The organism is Testudinibacter sp. P17/SS/0325, assembly GCF_053570765.1.
Window position 1 is genome coordinate 215,746 of the sequence record NZ_CM131635.1, and the last position, 16,386, is coordinate 232,131.

The following is a 16,386-nucleotide window of genomic DNA, read 5'->3' on the forward strand; positions in this document are numbered from 1 at the left end:
AAAGTAAGCAAAAAAATACACCCCAATTGTAGTGCTGATCTTCGCCTTTGCTAATTTCTACGGTCAATTTGTAAACTTGCCTGCTACGCAGGCTTCGGACACGACAAATTGACCTTGAAATCTTCACGCAAACGCTCAGGCACTCCAGATGGGGAATTTAAAACCAACCGCACCGCACTTTCATTTTTCTATTTATAATTAAGTCGTTATATCTTGGGCGCATTCAATGCGCCCCTACCTTCTGTAGTAATTAAAATCTGGTATTCTGCGTCGTGTTTTTCGGGTTCCCTTGTGAACTGCCTGAGCGGGTGTGAAATTTGTAGGGAAATTTTTTTGTTTGAGCGAAGCGAGTTTGCCCGCGTAGCGGGCGCATTAAAAATTTTCCGTTAAGCAAATTCACACTAAGCGAAGATCAGCAGTTCATTAGGGTGTGCTTTCTTTTGCCTACTTTTCTTTGCACAAGCAAAGAAAAGTACGGTCGCCATCGGCGAAACCCGATAGCAACTTTAAGATGCATAAGAAAAAACCAAAGTGCGGTTCACCCCCTTGAAATCGCCCCAACCGCTCCCATATCTAGCCTAACCAAATTTTGTTTAACTAAAGAAAAACAGGAAACAACAATGAGCAATAATCAAGAAACCCGTGGTTTTCAATCTGAAGTCAAACAGTTACTGCAACTGATGATTCACTCCCTTTATTCCAATAAAGAAATTTTCTTGCGCGAACTGATTTCCAACGCCTCCGACGCAGCGGATAAATTGCGCTTCAAAGCCCTTTCCGCGCCGGAATTATACGAAGGCGACGGCGATCTGAAAGTGCGGGTCAGCGCCGATAAAGACAAAGGCACGCTGACCATCAGCGATAACGGCATTGGTATGAACCGCGAACAGATCATCGACCATCTGGGCACAATTGCCAAATCCGGCACCAAAGAATTTTTAAGCAGCTTAGGCTCGGATCAAGCCAAAGACAGCAAACTGATCGGGCAATTCGGGGTCGGCTTCTACTCTGCGTTTATCGTTGCCGATAAAGTCACGGTGAAAAGCCGTGCCGCCGGTGAAAGTGCGGTTCAAGGCGTATTATGGCAGTCTGCCGGCGAAGGCGAATATGAAGTCGCCGACATCGAAAAAGCCGAGCGCGGCACCGAAATCACCTTGCATTTGCGTGAAGACGAAAAAGCGTTTTTGGACGACTGGCGTTTGCGCCAAATCATCAGCAAGTATTCCGACCATATTGATTTGCCGGTCGAATTGCTGGTCAAAGAATTCGATGACGAAGGCAAAGAAACCGGCGTGAAATGGGAAAAAATCAACAAAGCGCAAGCCTTGTGGACACGCAATAAAGCCGACATCAGCGACGACGAATACAAAGAATTCTATAAGCACATCAGCCACGATTTCAGCGATCCGCTGCTGTGGGCGCACAACCGCGTTGAAGGTAAGCAAGAGTACACCAGCCTATTGTATCTGCCGGAAAAAGCCCCTTGGGATCTGTTCAACCGCGAACACAAACACGGCTTGAAATTGTATGTGCAACGGGTGTTTATTATGGACGATGCCGAGCAATTTATGCCGAACTATCTGCGTTTCGTCAAAGGCTTGATCGATTCCAACGATCTGCCGCTGAACGTGTCGCGCGAGATTTTGCAAGACAACAAAGTGACTGCGGCGTTGCGTAAAGCCCTAACCAAACGCGCCTTAGGCATGATCGAAAAATTGGCGAAAGACGAAGATAAACAAAAATACCAAAACTTCTGGCAGGCATTCGGTTTGGTGCTGAAAGAGGGCTTGGCGGAAGATCACGCCAACCAACAAGAGATCGCCAAACTGTTGCGTTTCGCTTCCACTCACAACGACAGCAGCGAACAAACCGTATCGTTGGAAGACTATGTGGCGCGCATGAAAGAGGGGCAAAAAGCGATTTACTATATCACCGCCGACAGCTACATCGCCGCCAAAAACAGTCCGCACTTGGAGCTGTTCAATAAAAAAGGCATTGAAGTATTGTTACTGTCCGACCGTATCGACGAATGGGTGTTGGGCTACTTCAACGAATTTGACGGCAAGCCGCTGCAATCGGTCACCAAATCCGACTTGGATCTGGGCGATTTAGCCGATAAAGAGCAGGAAGAGAGCTACAAAGCGCAAGATGAAGAATTCGGTTCATTTATCGAGCGCGTAAAAGGCTACTTGGGCGAGCGCGTGAAAGACGTGCGCTTGACTCACCGCCTGAGCGATACGCCGGCGATTGTCTCGACCGACAACGATCAAATGACCACGCAAATGGCAAAACTGTTCGCCGCCGCCGGGCAACCGGTGCCGGAAGTAAAATATACCTTTGAGCTGAATCCGGAGCACGCACTGGTCAAGAAAACCGCCGACACCAGCGACGAAGCGCAATTCGGCGAATGGGTTGAACTGCTGTTCGATCAAGCCATGCTGTCCGAACGCGGCACGTTGGAAAATCCGACGGCGTTTATTAAGCGCATGAATTCCCTGTTCATTAAATAAAATTTTTCGGCAAGGGTAATTTTTTGTAAAAAAAAACAATTCTTTGTGATTTTGATAAAATAGTGTAGCCGTAACAATCGTTATGGCTATCTTATAATATTTCTTAAAAGAGGAGTTTTTTATGAAAAAAGTCATGCTAGCCGCTGTATTAGGTCTATTTGCCTTTTCTGCCAATGCCGCCGATCTGGATCCGCAGTGTGACGCATATTTCAAAGCGGTTGACGAATATGTGGAAAAAGCACCTGACGCCATCAAACAACAAATGGAAGAAAGTAAAAAGCAAATGGCCGCTATGCCGCTAGCCACACAAAAAATGGCGTGTGAACAAGCACTGGAAGCATTGAAACAAATGCCGAAAATGTAATTTCACCGCTATCGTTTTAAACGGCCCGAAGTGCGGTCAGATCAATCTGTATCTGACCGCACTTTTATGTTGCTCAAATGAAAATTTAAAAATAGGTATAACGCACCAAATGGAAAAACACCGGGGCGGCAAACAGCACCGAATCGATCCGATCCATAATGCCGCCGTGCCCTGAAATCATCACGCCCCAATCTTTGGCGCCCATGCTGCGTTTGACCGCCGACAGCGACAAACCGCCGAGAAAGCCGCAAATCACAATCACCAACGAAAACAGTGCCGCATAACCGATACTGAACGGGGTGATCCACCAAAGTGCGGTACCGACCGCCACCGCCAATGCGCCGCCGCCCAGCAAGCCCTCGACGGTTTTACTCGGGCTGACTTTCGGCGCCAGTTTATGCTTACCAAACAGCTTGCCGACCACATACTGAAATACATCACTTAACTGCACCACGATTAACAGGTACATCAACAACAGCAAACCTTGCCCCTCGAATTCCAAATCCGGCAGCAGCAACAGTGCCGGCGCATAACTGAGGCAATAAACCGTCAACATCATGCCCCACTGGATTTTGGTGGTGCGCTCGAAAAATGCCTGCGTATCGCCGGATAACGCCTGAATCGCCGGCAGAATCAAAAAGCCGTACACCGGCAGGCACATCACGAACAACCCGTACCATTCGATACCAATCAACCAATATTGCAGCGGAATGGCGACATAAAAACAGAACACCAACGCCCAATAATCGGCACGGCGGGTCGGGGTTAGGGTGATAAATTCGCGCAGCGCGAAAAACGAGAGCAAGCCGTATAACACCAAGGTCGCCACTTTGCCGAAGATAAAGCACAGCACCAAAATCGCCACCATGCTCCACCACGCGTTAATCCGATGATTCAGATTATCAATCACCTCGCCGCTTTTTTTATACGCCAGCCAACGCCCGATCAGCGTCGCGATCAGCAATAATGCCAACATCCCGCCCAACACCCACCAAAATTTGCCCGGAATACGGTTAAGCGTTTCAATCAATACATTCCACATCGTCAACTCCTATTTTGCTGATAGCAGCGGTTGCGATAAGGCAATCACCGCTTGTCTGGCTTGACGTAAAAATTCGGCTTTATCCCAATTCGGATCGCATGCCAACGGCTCGCCAAAAGTGACCGTACAGCCGAACGGCAGCGGTAAAAACGCGCCTTTCGGCAAGCTGCGCCGGGTATTGTCCAAATAGACCGGCACGAGTTGCAACTGCGGGTAACGTTGGCTCAAATGGTACAAACCGGCTTTAAATTCCGCCGGTTCATTTTCCAGCGAACGGGTGCCCTCCGGAAACAGAATCAACGAATCGCCCTGCTCAAGTGCGGTATACAACGGTTGCAGCGGATCATCGCTTTTGCCTTCGCGATCAATCAGCACCGCATTCAAAGCGCGTTTGGCAATCAGCCCGCGCAGTCCGCTTTTATCCCAATAATCTTTCGCCGCCACCGGGCGAATCTTGGCGCGATATTCCGCGGCGAAAGACGACCAAATCGCCAGCGTGTCTAAATGGCTGGTGTGATTGGCAAAATAGAGCCGTTGCTGCGCACTTGGGCGATTGTTGCGCCAATAGGGATACGCCCCGATCAGCAATTTGGTTAGTGCCGCTAATAAGTTGGCAATCATTGTGACCTCGCTTGTTGCGCCAATTCGGCAGAAATCCGACGGGTGCGTAATACGCAAGTCAGCAATGAACCGAGCACAATCGTCAGTAATGCCAAGGATAAGACATATTGGCTTTGCCATTGCAGCCATTCAAATGCGCCGAACAGGCAAGCGGCGGTTAAGACCGCCATACGTTGCTGTTTTGCCATTGGGCCGCTAAAACGTTGCTCCAATCCCAACGAGCCGCCGAGTACACGGATATAGGCGGTAATCACCGCCAACAGCGCGCCCAACCATCCGAGCCATGCCAGCCCGACGGCAAAGCCGAGTGCCAGAATCAACACCGAATCCGCCACCCGATCGGGAATTTCATTATACAACGCGCCGTTGGCGGTTTTTTTACCGCCTTCCACCGCCACCATGCCGTCGAATAAATTGCACAGTAAGCGCAGTTGGATCAAAAGTGCGGTCAGGATCAAGCCGAAAGTATTGGGTAAAAACGCCAGCAATAATGCGCCGAGTAAGGCAAATACGATACTCAGCAGGGAGATCTGATTCGGGGTCGGGCTGTTGCGTTGCGCCAGTTTTTTGGCGAACGCCTGCGCCCAGCGGCTGTTACGCGTTGCAAGTGGACGGCGGTTTTTCTCGCTTGCTGTCATATGTTGTCCTTATTTACATGATAAATACGCTGTTTTGTCAAGTTAGCAAAATTCATCTCATGTTGCCAAGCAAAAAGTTGCGGCGCTGGTTCATTATCTTGTTGTAAAAAATAAGCAAGATAAAACGGCAATTCGTCGCTAAAAAACAACTTGCCCGGCGGTGCATAAGCGCATTCGATTTGCAACCTTTCCGGGCGGTGGATCACCGAACGCAGTTTGACAATGCCGACCCCTTGCGATTTCAGCACCGCTTCGCGTAAGCACCAAGTGCGGTAGAACGCCGCTTCAGCATCCGGCTGCTCAGCAAACCACTGCTGTTCGGCAGTGTCGGCATAAAAACGGATCAAGCCGTTAAAGTTTCGCACTTTTTGCGGACTTTCGATATCAATCGCGACCGCACTTTTGTCGTTTTCTCCCATCGCCAATATCACAGCCACCCAATCGCCGGAATGGCTGATATTAAAATCCAAGTGCGGTATATCAGTAAAATAGGGGCGACCGCTGGCGGTGCGTTGAATCCGCTCCAATAACGAAAGCGGTTGTTGAACATGTTCTAATAATTTTGCCAATAAAAAATGTGCCAAAATACTACATTGCCGCCGCTGTTGCCGACGGGCATTGCCCGTCTCTACCCGCTGCAAAAACGCCTGCGGCAGATATTGCCGCAACACCGCACTTGACGGCAGATCGGCGATATTGCCCCAGATGACCGCACTTTGAACTTTTTGCATGCATTCCCCCAATTGATTAATGACAAGTTGCTTGGCTTTGTTTAGACTAGCCTCTTATTTACAAAATAACAATCCGTTATCCGATATGAACAGCACATCTTCCGCCCCGTCCGTAACAAGCTGGCGCGCCTTAATTAAACTTACCCTGCCGATTGCAATGGGCTATTACGCCGCCGGCATTGCTTACGGCATTCTCGGTGTCAGCGCGGGTTTACCGCTGTGGTTGGTGGTGCTGATGAGCGTGTTTGTTTACACCGGCGCCGGGCAATATGCCGCGCTGCCGCTGTTCGCCGCTGCCGCCGGCTTTTTTCCGATTGTGATTAATACCTTCCTGATTAGCCTGCGCCAAATTTTCTATACGCTGGCACTGCATGCCGATTTGCCGAAACGCGGTTGGCGGCGTTGGTACGGCACGTTTTCGATCACCGACGAAAGCTACGCCTTGGTTTCCACCCAGCCGCCGGCGAACCGTGCAATCCAGATGACACAAATCAATTTTTTATGTCAGTTTTACTGGGTCTCGGCTTCGCTGTTAGGCGGCTTACTCGGTGCGGAACTTGCCGATAGCATACCGCACTTGTCGTTTGCGCTGCCTTGCCTGTTTATTATTTTGGCTTATGAACAATATCGCCAAGCGCGCCAGATCTTTCCGATTTTCCTGGCGCTGATTGCCTTCGCGGTTGCAAAAATGTTTGCTGCGGATTGGCTGATGTTAGCCGCGATTCTCGTGAGTATCTTAGTGATTTTGGCACGTTATAAATTAGCCTTGCAACAACAAGGAGAACAGCATGAGTAATTGGCAATTCGTTTTGACCATGTTCGGCATGGCAATGGCGATTTTCACTTGCCGCGCCCTGCCGCTGTTTTTGCCGCAACGTTGGCTGCAATTGGGCTGGCTGCAACATTTGAACCGCACTTTACCGTTGTGCATTATGCTGATTCTGCTGTTCAGCAGCCTGACGGTTCCCAACGATTTTTCAGCGGCGTTGCTCGACAGCGTGCGCGAATTGTTGGCGCTCAGTGCCGTATTAGCCAGTTATATCTGGCGGCGTAATATGCTGTTGAGTGTGGTGATCGGCGTGCTAGGCATTAATTTGTTATATTGGCTGATTTAAAAAATGCCGGGCAATTTGCCCGACAGCGTTTCATCTCGCATTAACATCGACCGTTACAGCTTGGTTTTCACCGTTAACATCTTATGCAGCCGGGTTAAATCGCTTTCATTCAATGTGCCTGCCAATTGGCGCAATTGCAATTCCAACAATAAATAGTTATAACGTGCCGACGCCAGTTGGCGTTGCGCTTCATGGCGGGTGCGGGTGCTGGTCAATACGTCCAAAATGGTGCGAGTGCCGGCATTATAACCCGACAACGTCGCCTGATAGGCACTCTCCGATGAACGCACATATTGCCGATAGGCTTTGATCGAGCTGGACGACGCATTCAGGCTGTTCACGGTTGAACGGATATTGCGCACCAGATCACGATAAGTCGATTCCAAGCCTTCGGCGCTGCTGACAAAAGCCTGTTGCTGCTGACGCACGCGTGAGCTGGTTTGTCCGCCGGTATACAGCGGTATCGCCACTTCCACCCCGATCGTGGCTTGATCGACATTGCGATCCGGAATGCCGTAATTGCTGGCAATCGGCATGCGCGAATTGGTATGGGTTAGCCCGGCAACCAAATTGACCGTCGGTAAATAGGCGCTTTCCGCTACTTTAATCCCCTCTTTCGCCAGCGCTTTGCCCATTTTGTAATAGGTTAAGGTCAAATTTTGTTGTTCGCCCTGCGCAATGTATTGCTGCGGATTGGCATAAGTCTGGGTTTTAAATTTTTTGGTATTCAGCTTATTTATATCCGACGGATACTGCCCGGTGATCTCATATAAGGCTTCGACGCTGTTATCGACGTCATTTTTCGCCATGATCTCATTGGCGATCACGCTGTCATACTGCGCTTGGGCTTCGTCCACATCGGTGATCGCCACCAGACCCACCTGATACAGCTTATTGGTATCGCTGAGCTGGCTGTAAACCGCTTTTTTCTCCGCCTCCACCGAATTCAGGGTTTCGATACTGTTCAGCACCGAAACATATACCGTCGCCACGCGATACAATAAATTTTGCTGCGCCGCCTGATAAGCAACTTCCGCCTGCTGCGCGGTTTTTTCCTGCAATGACAGATTGCGCCACAAACTCATATCGAATAAGGCTTGTCTCAGATTCAACCCGACGCTAAAAGTGCGGTTCTGGCTGAAACTGTTGTTATAGCCGCTGTTATGCCGGGTGCCGTGGTCGACATAACGGCTGGCGCCATAGTTGGCATTGGCACTCAGTTGCGGCAACAATGCTCCTTGCGCCTGATGTTTTCCTTCGATAATCCGTTGGCTGTCGGCATAGGCTTTTTTCACCACCGGGTCACTGTTTTTCGCCTGTTCGTAGGCCTCCAGCAGCGAGGCTGCCCCCGCCTGCTGTGCCAGCCCTAACGTTAACACTGACAACAACAATGTCATTTTTTTCATTTTTCTTCTCCACTAAATGATCGTTCATTCATTTTACCGAAAAGCCACTGCAAAAAAAACCGTTAATTTGTTAAACTAGCGGCTGGCAAAACCGCACTTTTATAGCTGATAAGGAACCTAGCATGTCTATCGAACATTTTTCCGCCGCCGATTTGGAAATCCAACAACAGGATTTGGTTTACGACGGTTTTTTCAAACTGTATAAAATTCAATTTCGTCACAAACTGTTTGCCGGCGGCTATAGCGGTACGGTGACCCGCGAATTGCTGTATAAAGGCGCCGCCTCGGCGGTGATTGCTTATGATCCGCTGCGTGATCAGGTGGTGTTGGTCGAACAAGTGCGGATCGGGGCATATGTTGCCGAAAGCAATCAATCACCGTGGCTGTTGGAATTAATCGCCGGCATGGTGGAGGAAAACGAGCAACCGTTAGCAGTGGCGCACCGGGAAGCGCAAGAAGAAGCCGGCGTGATTATTCAGCAAATGTTACCGGCGCTCAGCGTGTGGGACAGCCCGGGCGGCGTATTTGAGCGTATTCATCTGTTTGCCGGCAAAGTCGATACGGCTCAAGCCGGCGGTTTGCACGGGCTGGCGGAAGAACATGAAGACATCAAAGTGCATGTCGTCAGCCGCGAACAAGCCTATCAATGGGTGGAAAACGGTCAAATCGACAACAGTATTGCGGTGATTGGATTACAATGGCTGCAACTGAATTATCAACGTTTGCAAAAACAGTGGTTATAGCCCGATAAAAAGTGATATATATCTATATTTTCGCCATTTGTTTACACTAAAATGTGCGCCTACTAGCATTTTTAATATAAAAATACTGACATTTTTATCAAAAACAGTATCTTATCAGTTACAAATTATTTTTATTTTTTATAAAATTTGTTGGTATATTTTGAGAACGACTTTTTTACACCATTCGGACAGTACGCCGGTGCGGTTTATTCAAGTAACCGATCCCCATCTGTTTGCCGATAAAAAATCCGAGCTATTGGGGATTAATACCTTTGATAGTTTCGCTGCGGTGTTATCCGAAATTAAGCAAACACCCTTTAACTTCGAGTTTGTCTTGGCTACCGGGGATTTGGTGCAAGACAGCAGCTTGGAGGGATACCGCTATTTCAGCGAGGAGATTACACGGCTGCAAAAACCGGTGTTTTGGATTCCGGGCAATCACGATTATCAGCCGCATATGGTCGATGTGCTCAATCGGCAGTCCGACTATATTTCTCCGTTGAAACACATTATCGTTAACCAGCGTTGGCAAATTCTCATGCTCGACAGCCAGGTGCTGAATGTGCCGCACGGCTATTTAAACCAGTACCAACTGGATTGGCTGCTGGCAAAACTGGAACAATATCCGGATTTGTACAGCGTGGTGGTGCTACATCACCATATTGCGCCGACCCGTTCCGCTTGGTTGGATCAACATAACCTGCGCAACACCTCCGAATTTTTAAGCTGTCTGAACCAACATCAACGGATCAAAGCGATTGTCAGCGGGCATATTCATCAGGCAATGGATATCCAATGGAATAACTACCGCATTCTGACCACGCCATCGACCTGCATTCAGTTTAAATCCGACAGCTATCACTTCAGTTTGGGGGCAATGCCGCCGGGTTGGCGTGAATTTGAGCTGTATCCTGACGGCACATTAAAAACACAAGTGAAACGCATTAAAGAAAATTTATTCACGCCGGATTTTAATATTTCAGGTTATTAAAACAAACGGCAAAACGCAAAGAGCGGTTATCGACCCGAATGGATAGATAACCGCTCTTTTGTATATGCCGCCGATTTGAAACGGCTTATTTAAACAGCGTCCGTTGGCGTGAACGTGTCGGCTTGACTTGGCTGATCAGCACTAATCCCAACAGCAAAATATAAGCGGCAAAAATCACAATTAACCACTGCGGCATGGCAAAGCCCAAAAATGACCATTGCAATTCGCTGCAAGAACCGTAAGCTTCGAACATTTGCGGCAACCATTTATTCAACGGTAATGTCGTTGGAAACTCCACCATCAACGGGCATTGGTTCCACGGTGCCGGATCCAATTGATAGTCGGTGTGTTGCAACGCTAACAGTAATCCTTTTACCGCACTGAACAAACCGATTGCCAATGCTAATAAACGGATTAACAACAAGCGCGGTGCCAACATCCCGATTAATGCGGCGAGCGCAATCCCCAAAAATGCAACCCGTTCATAAATGCACATTACACAAGGTTCGAGCTTCATCCCGTGTTGAAAGTATAAACCCGTTGCTTCAAACGCCAGGCACGAAAGCAATAACAAAAACCAGCTGCCGCGGCTAAGAGAAACCTGTTTTAAATAATTGAGCATTCGCTTTCCTTCTTATGTTGTAACAATCCAGCCGACACTTTCAAACCAAATCATCAATTTTGGCAACAATAATTCTACGGATACTAACCCAACCAGCGATAAAACGATAGTATAAGGTAATGCCATGTAAACCATTCGTCCATAAGATAAACGAATTAACGGTGCAAATGAAGACGTTAGTAAGAATAAGAAAGCGGCTTGTCCATTCGGCGTTGCGACCGACGGCAGGTTGGTACCGGTGTTAATCGCCACCGCAATCAGCTCAAACTGCTGTTGGGAGATCGTGCCTGCCATTAATGCCGCTTTAGCTTCATTGATATACACCGTACCGACGAATACGTTATCAGAAATCGCAGATAATAGCCCGTTAAAGATATAAAATAACGCTAGCTGGGTTTCTTCGGAGGCATGCAATACAAACTGGATAATCGGTTGAAACAAGCCTTGATCGATAATCACCGACACTACCGCGAAAAATACCACCAATAATGAAGCAAACGGCAGCGCATCTTGGAACGCCTTACCCAAAGCATGCTCTTCGGTGATACCGCAAAATGCCGTGGCCAAAATAATTACGCTTAATCCGATTAAACCGACTGCCGCCAAATGGAATGCCAAACCGCAAATCAACCAGATCCCAACCAATGCCTGGACATACAATTTGGCACGATCCTGTTCGGTCAATTTTCGGCTCCGCTCCCGTTCATAACGCGCCAGCACCACCCAGACTTTTTGCGGCAAACGTTGCCCGTAACCGAACACTTTGAAGCGTTCCAACGCCACGCAAGTCAACGCACCGCAACACAAAACGGGTAACGTCACCGGCAGCATACGCACGAAAAACTCACCGAAGCCCCAGTCTGCCTGAGCAGCAATAATCAAGTTTTGCGGCTCGCCCACCATGGTCATCACCCCGCCAAGTGCGGTACCGATCCCGGCATGCATCATCAAACTGCGTAAAAAGCTGCGGAATTGCTCCAAGGTATTACGCGACATATCAATTTTTTGATCGTTGAAAATATCGTCGGAATTATCATCGAAGGTATAACCGGAAGCCACTTTGTGATAAACCGCATAGAAGCCGGTGCCGACGCTGATAATCACCGCCACCACGGTCAAAGCGTCAAGAAACGCCGATAAAAAAGCCGCGCACAGGCAAAATGCCAGCGAAAGGCGCAACTTGGAATGAATGCCTAATAACAGTTTAGTGAAAATAAACAACAACAACTGCTTCATAAAGAAGATCCCCGCCACCATAAACATCAACAGCAGCAAGACTTCAATATTCGCCATCACTTCGTGCATAATTTGGTTCGGCGTGGTCATGCCGATAAAAATAGCCTCGATGACCAACAAGCCTCCGGCTTGCAACGGATAACACTTTAACGCCATTGCCAAGGTAAAGATAAATTCCGCAACCAACAACCAACCCGCCCAAAAGGGACTGATCGCATAATAAACGATCGGATTTACAATCAAAAATCCCAAAATACACGCTTTATACCAATCCGGTGTTTTTCCTAAAAAATTACGCAAAATCGCACGACTGTAATTCATGTTGTTATCCCAACTTTCTTTTTAATTTAAATATGATAAGACATTAAGCTCTATTGTAATCAAGATACGCAAAAAGGATAATGCTGTTATAATCCGATGTGGAAAAATGCTAGCTAAATCACATTTTACCGCCGCTAACCTTCGATTATTTCGCCACTTTGCCGATCTTCAAAAACCAACGAGACCGAATTGACACAAAAACGTAACCCGGTCGGCGGCGGACCGTCGTCAAAAACATGCCCTAAATGCGAATCACAGTTGCCGCAGCGAATCTCCGTGCGATGGCGCCCCAAACTGTAATCGTCCAGATAGCGAATCGCCTGTTCCGACACCGTTTGGTAAAAACTCGGCCAACCGCAACCGGCATCAAATTTGGTGTCCGATAAAAAAAGCGGTGTATCGCATAATAAGCAACGATACAGCCCGACACCCTGCTGCCGTAATAATTTCCCGCTAAACGGCAATTCCGTGCCTTGCTCGAGGCAAACCCGCCGCTGTTCGGCGTTCAACCGCGCTCTTGTTTTCATCCTTTTCCCCGTTAATATCGAAACCTGAATTCCGTCTCATTCTAAAACAAAATACAACAAAATATCTCGATTTTCTGCCCCTATACCCGACATTCATTATCTGCTATATTTTTTTCGCTATCTTGACTTGCCTCAAGAATTTGTTGTTTCGAAGCAAGGCAAACCTGTGATATACTTCACAGAGTTACATGAAACCGCTATAACGCACGAAAATGAAACAAAATGTAACGTTTTTAGGCGAAATAGCAGCTAAATGTAGTAATTTTGTTAAACTTAATCAAGGGTAAAAATCTCATGGCAATTAAAATTGGTATTAATGGTTTTGGCCGTATCGGTCGTATCGTTTTCCGTGCAGCTCAACAACGCGATGACATCGAAGTTGTTGGTATCAACGACTTAATCGACGTTGATTACATGGCTTATATGTTGAAATACGATTCTACTCACGGTCGTTTCGACGGTAGCGTTGAAGTGAAAGACGGCAACTTAATTGTTAACGGCAAAACCATTCGTGTTACCGCTGAACGTGATCCTGCGAACCTGAAATGGAACGACATCGGTGTTGATATTGCGGTTGAAGCGACCGGTTTATTCTTAACTGACGAAACCGCACGCAAACACATCACTGCCGGCGCTAAAAAAGTGGTTTTAACCGGTCCGTCAAAAGATAACACCCCAATGTTCGTTAGCGGCGTAAACTTCGGCGAATATGCTGGCCAAGATATCGTTTCCAATGCTTCATGCACCACTAACTGCTTAGCCCCTCTGGCTCGCGTTATTCATGAAACTTTCGGTATCAAAGACGGTTTGATGACCACCGTTCACGCCACCACGGCAACCCAAAAAACCGTTGACGGCCCTTCTGCAAAAGACTGGCGCGGCGGTCGCGGTGCGGCACAAAACATCATCCCTTCTTCAACCGGTGCCGCCAAAGCGGTCGGTAAAGTATTGCCGGCATTAAACGGCAAACTGACCGGTATGGCGTTCCGTGTTCCGACACCGAACGTGTCTGTTGTTGACTTGACCGTTAACCTGGAAAAACCAGCTTCTTACGAGCAAATCAAAGCGGCAATCAAAGACGCAGCCGAAGGTAAAACCTTCAACGGCGAATTGAAAGGCGTATTGGGTTACACTGAAGACGCCGTTGTTTCTACCGACTTTAACGGTTGTGCCTTGACTTCCGTATTCGATGCGGATGCAGGTATCGCATTAACCGACACTTTCGTGAAATTGGTTTCTTGGTACGATAACGAAACCGGTTATTCAAACAAAGTATTAGACTTGGTTGCTCACATCGCTAAATAATTGCGCTGTTAAGCCACCCCATTCATACCGCACTTTCGGTTCAACACCAAAGTGCGGTATTTTTTTGCCTAAAGCCTAAACCTAAAAATAGCCAGCCGTTTTCCCGCTAATAATCAATACCAAAAAACCTCGCCAAAAATATGACAAGGTTTTGTGCTCTTTAATCTGGCTTAGTTTTAAGCCACTTCCGAATCCGGATCGCCGTTGGCAATCGGTTTTAACATCAGGAAGAAGGCAAGGGTAACCGCAATGGTAATTGCAAAGCCGACATAGACTGCCGTTTGATATTCTAAGCCAAAGCCAATCGGCGCATAAGCAAGGAAGGTCGAACAAACGGTGGTCATAAAGATCGCCGGAATGGTACATACCCAGTGGAATTTATTGTAACGGTATAAGTACGCCGCAGCCACCCACAACATCACCGTTGCCGTGGTTTGGTTCGCCCAACCGAAATAACGCCACAGGATGGAGAAGTCAACTTTTGATACCATAAATCCGACCGCAAACAGTGGAATCGCAATCATCAACCGTTTGGCTATATTGCGTTGATCCATGTGGAAGAAATCGGCAATCAACAAACGTGCGGCACGGAAAGCAGTATCGCCGGAAGTAATCGGCAGAATCACCACGCCTAACACCGCCAAAATACCGCCGAATACGCCCAGCATACCGATTGCAGAGTCATATACCACTTTCGACGGCGTACCGGCGGCAATCGCCGCATTCATCGCTTCGGAAGATTCGTAAAAACTCAAACCGACCATACACCAGATTAAGGCAATCACCCCTTCGCCAATCATCGCACCATAGAAAATAAAACGGCCTTCTTTTTCATTTTCGGTACAACGTGCCATTAACGGAGATTGCGTTGCATGAAAGCCGGAAATCGCACCACAGGCAATGGTGATGAACAATAACGGCCAAATCGGCAGCTCTTTCGGATGTAGGTTTTGCAAGAAGGTGCCAAAATCAACATCCATACCGACCGTTCTGAAGAACGGAATACCTTCGAAGATTAAACCGAACAGCATGCCGATGGTCATAAACAGTAACAACGCACCAAAAATCGGATAAACACGACCAATAATTTTATCAATCGGCACTAACGTCGCGACGATGTAGTAAACAAAAATAATACCGGTCCAAATCATCAAGATTTGCGCATTGTTCGTACCGGCGCTTTCGTTAACCGCCCCTGCGCCAACCGCACCGGAATTCAGGATATCACCGGTAATGTTGGTTAACAGCGATGCCGGGCTTGCCACGAACACCACGCCGACCAACAACAGCAATAGAATTGCCAAGATATTCATAAAGTGTCTAATCGGCTGTCCCAAGTATTTTCCGGCTAAAAACGGAATATTGGCGCCCTTGTTACGAATACTGAGCATTCCGCAGAAATAATCATGCACCGCACCGGCGAAAATACAACCGAAAACGATCCACAACATTGCCACCGGACCGTATAACGCCCCCAGAATCGGACCGAAAATCGGCCCGGTTCCGGCAATATTCAGCAACTGGATCAACCAAATTTTTTTCTTTGACATCGGCACATAATCGCACCCGTCAGCCATATGGTGTGCCGGGGTGGCACGGGACGGATTGATTTTGAAGATACGCTCAATAATCGAACCGTAGATGAAATAACCAGCGAGCAACAAGGCAACGCAGAGAAAAAACCATAACATAGTAAGCACCTCAAAAATTGGACATATTAGGGTGCGGGCATTCTATCAGAATTTATGCCGAGTGAAAGAAATGTAAAAAAATATTGAATAGTTTTATGCCAGAAATGTGATAAAAAACACAATTTACCCAGACTGCAGTGCAAGAAACGGACAAATAATCATGTTCTTCGCTTGAGTTTCTGTTTTTAGCGCCTCTGACCAAGGGACATCATCTTCGCTCAGTACGCAAAAAACACTGTAGATCGCGCGATCAAGATAAGAAAAAAACCTGCTTCAGTTAAAGCAAACCAAAGCAGGGCTATTATCAATAGTAAAACAATAACAAGCTATTTATTTTCGCTTGGTGGTGTTTTCTTCTCTAATTCCGGATCTTGTCTGACGATCGGCACACAACGACGGCAACCGCCGCCCTGATCCGCGCCCACCTCTTTACAAAACGCGTCGTATTTATCCAATGCACGTTTAAACCAGCTTTTTTTCTGTGGTGCACTCTTTGCTTCTGTCATTTTGCCTCCTGAATAAA

At 47.7% G+C, this 16,386-nt stretch carries 17 protein-coding genes; 7 read left to right on the plus strand and 10 right to left on the minus strand.

Features of this window, described 5'->3' with window-relative positions:
* The first annotated feature begins 620 nt into the window (after positions 1-620).
* Both htpG and ACWA50_RS01010 read left to right on the plus strand, forming a co-directional pair.
* The gene (gene htpG / locus ACWA50_RS01005) at positions 621-2,510 is read left to right on the plus strand and encodes a molecular chaperone HtpG (protein WP_431053482.1); all 1,890 of its coding nucleotides are present in this window, start codon (positions 621-623) and stop codon (positions 2,508-2,510) included.
* A 121-nt stretch (positions 2,511-2,631) separates the two neighbouring features.
* Positions 2,632-2,874, plus strand: a complete 243-nt coding sequence (locus ACWA50_RS01010; protein WP_431053483.1) for a DUF5339 family protein — start codon at positions 2,632-2,634, stop codon at positions 2,872-2,874.
* An 85-nt stretch (positions 2,875-2,959) separates the two neighbouring features.
* On the opposite strand, the gene ACWA50_RS01015 is transcribed toward ACWA50_RS01010, so the two are convergent.
* Genes ACWA50_RS01015 through ACWA50_RS01030 form a run of 4 tightly spaced genes read right to left on the minus strand, consistent with a single transcriptional unit; the run spans position 2,960 to position 5,906 of the window.
* Complete coding sequence (locus ACWA50_RS01015) at positions 2,960-3,916, minus strand: phosphatidate cytidylyltransferase (protein WP_431053484.1); 957 nt, start codon at positions 3,914-3,916, stop codon at positions 2,960-2,962.
* 9 nt (positions 3,917-3,925) lie between these two features.
* Positions 3,926-4,537, minus strand: coding sequence for a lysophospholipid acyltransferase family protein (locus tag ACWA50_RS01020; protein ID WP_431053485.1), 612 nt, complete (start codon positions 4,535-4,537; stop codon positions 3,926-3,928).
* Complete coding sequence (locus ACWA50_RS01025; protein WP_431053486.1) at positions 4,534-5,175, minus strand: CDP-alcohol phosphatidyltransferase family protein; 642 nt, start codon at positions 5,173-5,175, stop codon at positions 4,534-4,536. Before ACWA50_RS01025 ends, ACWA50_RS01020 begins: the two co-directional genes overlap by 4 nt.
* Positions 5,172-5,906: a 4'-phosphopantetheinyl transferase family protein gene (locus tag ACWA50_RS01030; RefSeq protein WP_431053487.1), complete on the minus strand. Its 735-nt coding sequence runs from the start codon at positions 5,904-5,906 to the stop codon at positions 5,172-5,174. Before ACWA50_RS01030 ends, ACWA50_RS01025 begins: the two co-directional genes overlap by 4 nt.
* An 85-nt stretch (positions 5,907-5,991) precedes the next feature.
* On the opposite strand from ACWA50_RS01030, the gene ACWA50_RS01035 reads away from it, so the two are divergent.
* On the plus strand, positions 5,992-6,702 hold the full coding sequence (locus ACWA50_RS01035; RefSeq protein ID WP_431053488.1) for an AzlC family ABC transporter permease: 711 nt from the start codon (positions 5,992-5,994) through the stop codon (positions 6,700-6,702).
* Positions 6,695-7,021, plus strand: a complete 327-nt coding sequence (locus ACWA50_RS01040) for an AzlD domain-containing protein (RefSeq protein ID WP_431053489.1) — start codon at positions 6,695-6,697, stop codon at positions 7,019-7,021. Before ACWA50_RS01035 ends, ACWA50_RS01040 begins: the two co-directional genes overlap by 8 nt.
* 53 nt (positions 7,022-7,074) lie before the next feature.
* On the opposite strand, the gene ACWA50_RS01045 is transcribed toward ACWA50_RS01040, so the two are convergent.
* The gene (locus ACWA50_RS01045; protein WP_431053490.1) at positions 7,075-8,427 is read right to left on the minus strand and encodes a TolC family outer membrane protein; all 1,353 of its coding nucleotides are present in this window, start codon (positions 8,425-8,427) and stop codon (positions 7,075-7,077) included.
* 122 nt (positions 8,428-8,549) lie between these two features.
* On the opposite strand from ACWA50_RS01045, the gene nudF reads away from it, so the two are divergent.
* Positions 8,550-9,170, plus strand: coding sequence for an ADP-ribose diphosphatase (gene nudF / locus ACWA50_RS01050; protein WP_431053491.1), 621 nt, complete (start codon positions 8,550-8,552; stop codon positions 9,168-9,170).
* 160 nt (positions 9,171-9,330) lie between these two features.
* Positions 9,331-10,161, plus strand: coding sequence for a 3',5'-cyclic-AMP phosphodiesterase (gene cpdA / locus ACWA50_RS01055; protein WP_431053492.1), 831 nt, complete (start codon positions 9,331-9,333; stop codon positions 10,159-10,161).
* Between the two features lie 85 nt (positions 10,162-10,246).
* On the opposite strand, the gene dsbB is transcribed toward cpdA, so the two are convergent.
* From dsbB to msrB, 3 genes are all read right to left on the minus strand, one after another.
* Positions 10,247-10,783 (minus strand): disulfide bond formation protein DsbB, encoded by a 537-nt coding sequence (gene dsbB, locus ACWA50_RS01060; RefSeq protein ID WP_431053493.1) that lies wholly within the window; start codon positions 10,781-10,783, stop codon positions 10,247-10,249.
* Positions 10,784-10,795: 12 nt separating this feature from the next.
* Positions 10,796-12,340 carry a sodium/proton antiporter NhaB gene (gene nhaB / locus ACWA50_RS01065; protein WP_431053494.1) on the minus strand — a complete coding sequence of 515 codons (1,545 nt, stop codon included), beginning with the start codon at positions 12,338-12,340 and terminating at the stop codon, positions 10,796-10,798.
* 134 nt (positions 12,341-12,474) lie between these two features.
* Complete coding sequence (msrB, locus tag ACWA50_RS01070; RefSeq protein WP_431053495.1) at positions 12,475-12,867, minus strand: peptide-methionine (R)-S-oxide reductase MsrB; 393 nt, start codon at positions 12,865-12,867, stop codon at positions 12,475-12,477.
* A 294-nt stretch (positions 12,868-13,161) separates the two neighbouring features.
* Between msrB and gapA the strand changes: the two genes are divergently transcribed.
* Entirely contained in the window at positions 13,162-14,172 is a 1,011-nt protein-coding gene (gene gapA / locus ACWA50_RS01075) for a glyceraldehyde-3-phosphate dehydrogenase (protein ID WP_431053496.1), read from the plus strand.
* Positions 14,173-14,348: 176 nt separating this feature from the next.
* Here the strand turns inward: gapA and ACWA50_RS01080 are convergent, their stop codons facing one another.
* Positions 14,349-15,863 carry a carbon starvation CstA family protein gene (locus tag ACWA50_RS01080; RefSeq protein ID WP_431053497.1) on the minus strand — a complete coding sequence of 505 codons (1,515 nt, stop codon included), beginning with the start codon at positions 15,861-15,863 and terminating at the stop codon, positions 14,349-14,351.
* A gap of 326 nt (positions 15,864-16,189) precedes the next feature.
* Positions 16,190-16,369 (minus strand): DUF5363 domain-containing protein, encoded by a 180-nt coding sequence (locus ACWA50_RS01085; protein ID WP_431053498.1) that lies wholly within the window; start codon positions 16,367-16,369, stop codon positions 16,190-16,192.
* Positions 16,370-16,386: the final 17 nt, after the last annotated feature.

Coding starts and splice junctions, on each gene's coding strand:
- htpG (WP_431053482.1), top strand. CDS start 621: ATGAGCAATAATCAAGAAACCCGTGGTTTTCAATCTGAAGTCAAACAG.
- ACWA50_RS01010 (WP_431053483.1), top strand. CDS start 2,632: ATGAAAAAAGTCATGCTAGCCGCTGTATTAGGTCTATTTGCCTTTTCT.
- ACWA50_RS01015 (WP_431053484.1), bottom strand. CDS start 3,916: ATGTGGAATGTATTGATTGAAACGCTTAACCGTATTCCGGGCAAATTT.
- ACWA50_RS01020 (WP_431053485.1), bottom strand. CDS start 4,537: ATGATTGCCAACTTATTAGCGGCACTAACCAAATTGCTGATCGGGGCG.
- ACWA50_RS01025 (WP_431053486.1), bottom strand. CDS start 5,175: ATGACAGCAAGCGAGAAAAACCGCCGTCCACTTGCAACGCGTAACAGC.
- ACWA50_RS01030 (WP_431053487.1), bottom strand. CDS start 5,906: ATGCAAAAAGTTCAAAGTGCGGTCATCTGGGGCAATATCGCCGATCTG.
- ACWA50_RS01035 (WP_431053488.1), top strand. CDS start 5,992: ATGAACAGCACATCTTCCGCCCCGTCCGTAACAAGCTGGCGCGCCTTA.
- ACWA50_RS01040 (WP_431053489.1), top strand. CDS start 6,695: ATGAGTAATTGGCAATTCGTTTTGACCATGTTCGGCATGGCAATGGCG.
- ACWA50_RS01045 (WP_431053490.1), bottom strand. CDS start 8,427: ATGAAAAAAATGACATTGTTGTTGTCAGTGTTAACGTTAGGGCTGGCA.
- nudF (WP_431053491.1), top strand. CDS start 8,550: ATGTCTATCGAACATTTTTCCGCCGCCGATTTGGAAATCCAACAACAG.
- dsbB (WP_431053493.1), bottom strand. CDS start 10,783: ATGCTCAATTATTTAAAACAGGTTTCTCTTAGCCGCGGCAGCTGGTTT.
- nhaB (WP_431053494.1), bottom strand. CDS start 12,340: ATGAATTACAGTCGTGCGATTTTGCGTAATTTTTTAGGAAAAACACCG.
- msrB (WP_431053495.1), bottom strand. CDS start 12,867: ATGAAAACAAGAGCGCGGTTGAACGCCGAACAGCGGCGGGTTTGCCTC.
- gapA (WP_431053496.1), top strand. CDS start 13,162: ATGGCAATTAAAATTGGTATTAATGGTTTTGGCCGTATCGGTCGTATC.
- ACWA50_RS01080 (WP_431053497.1), bottom strand. CDS start 15,863: ATGTTATGGTTTTTTCTCTGCGTTGCCTTGTTGCTCGCTGGTTATTTC.
- ACWA50_RS01085 (WP_431053498.1), bottom strand. CDS start 16,369: ATGACAGAAGCAAAGAGTGCACCACAGAAAAAAAGCTGGTTTAAACGT.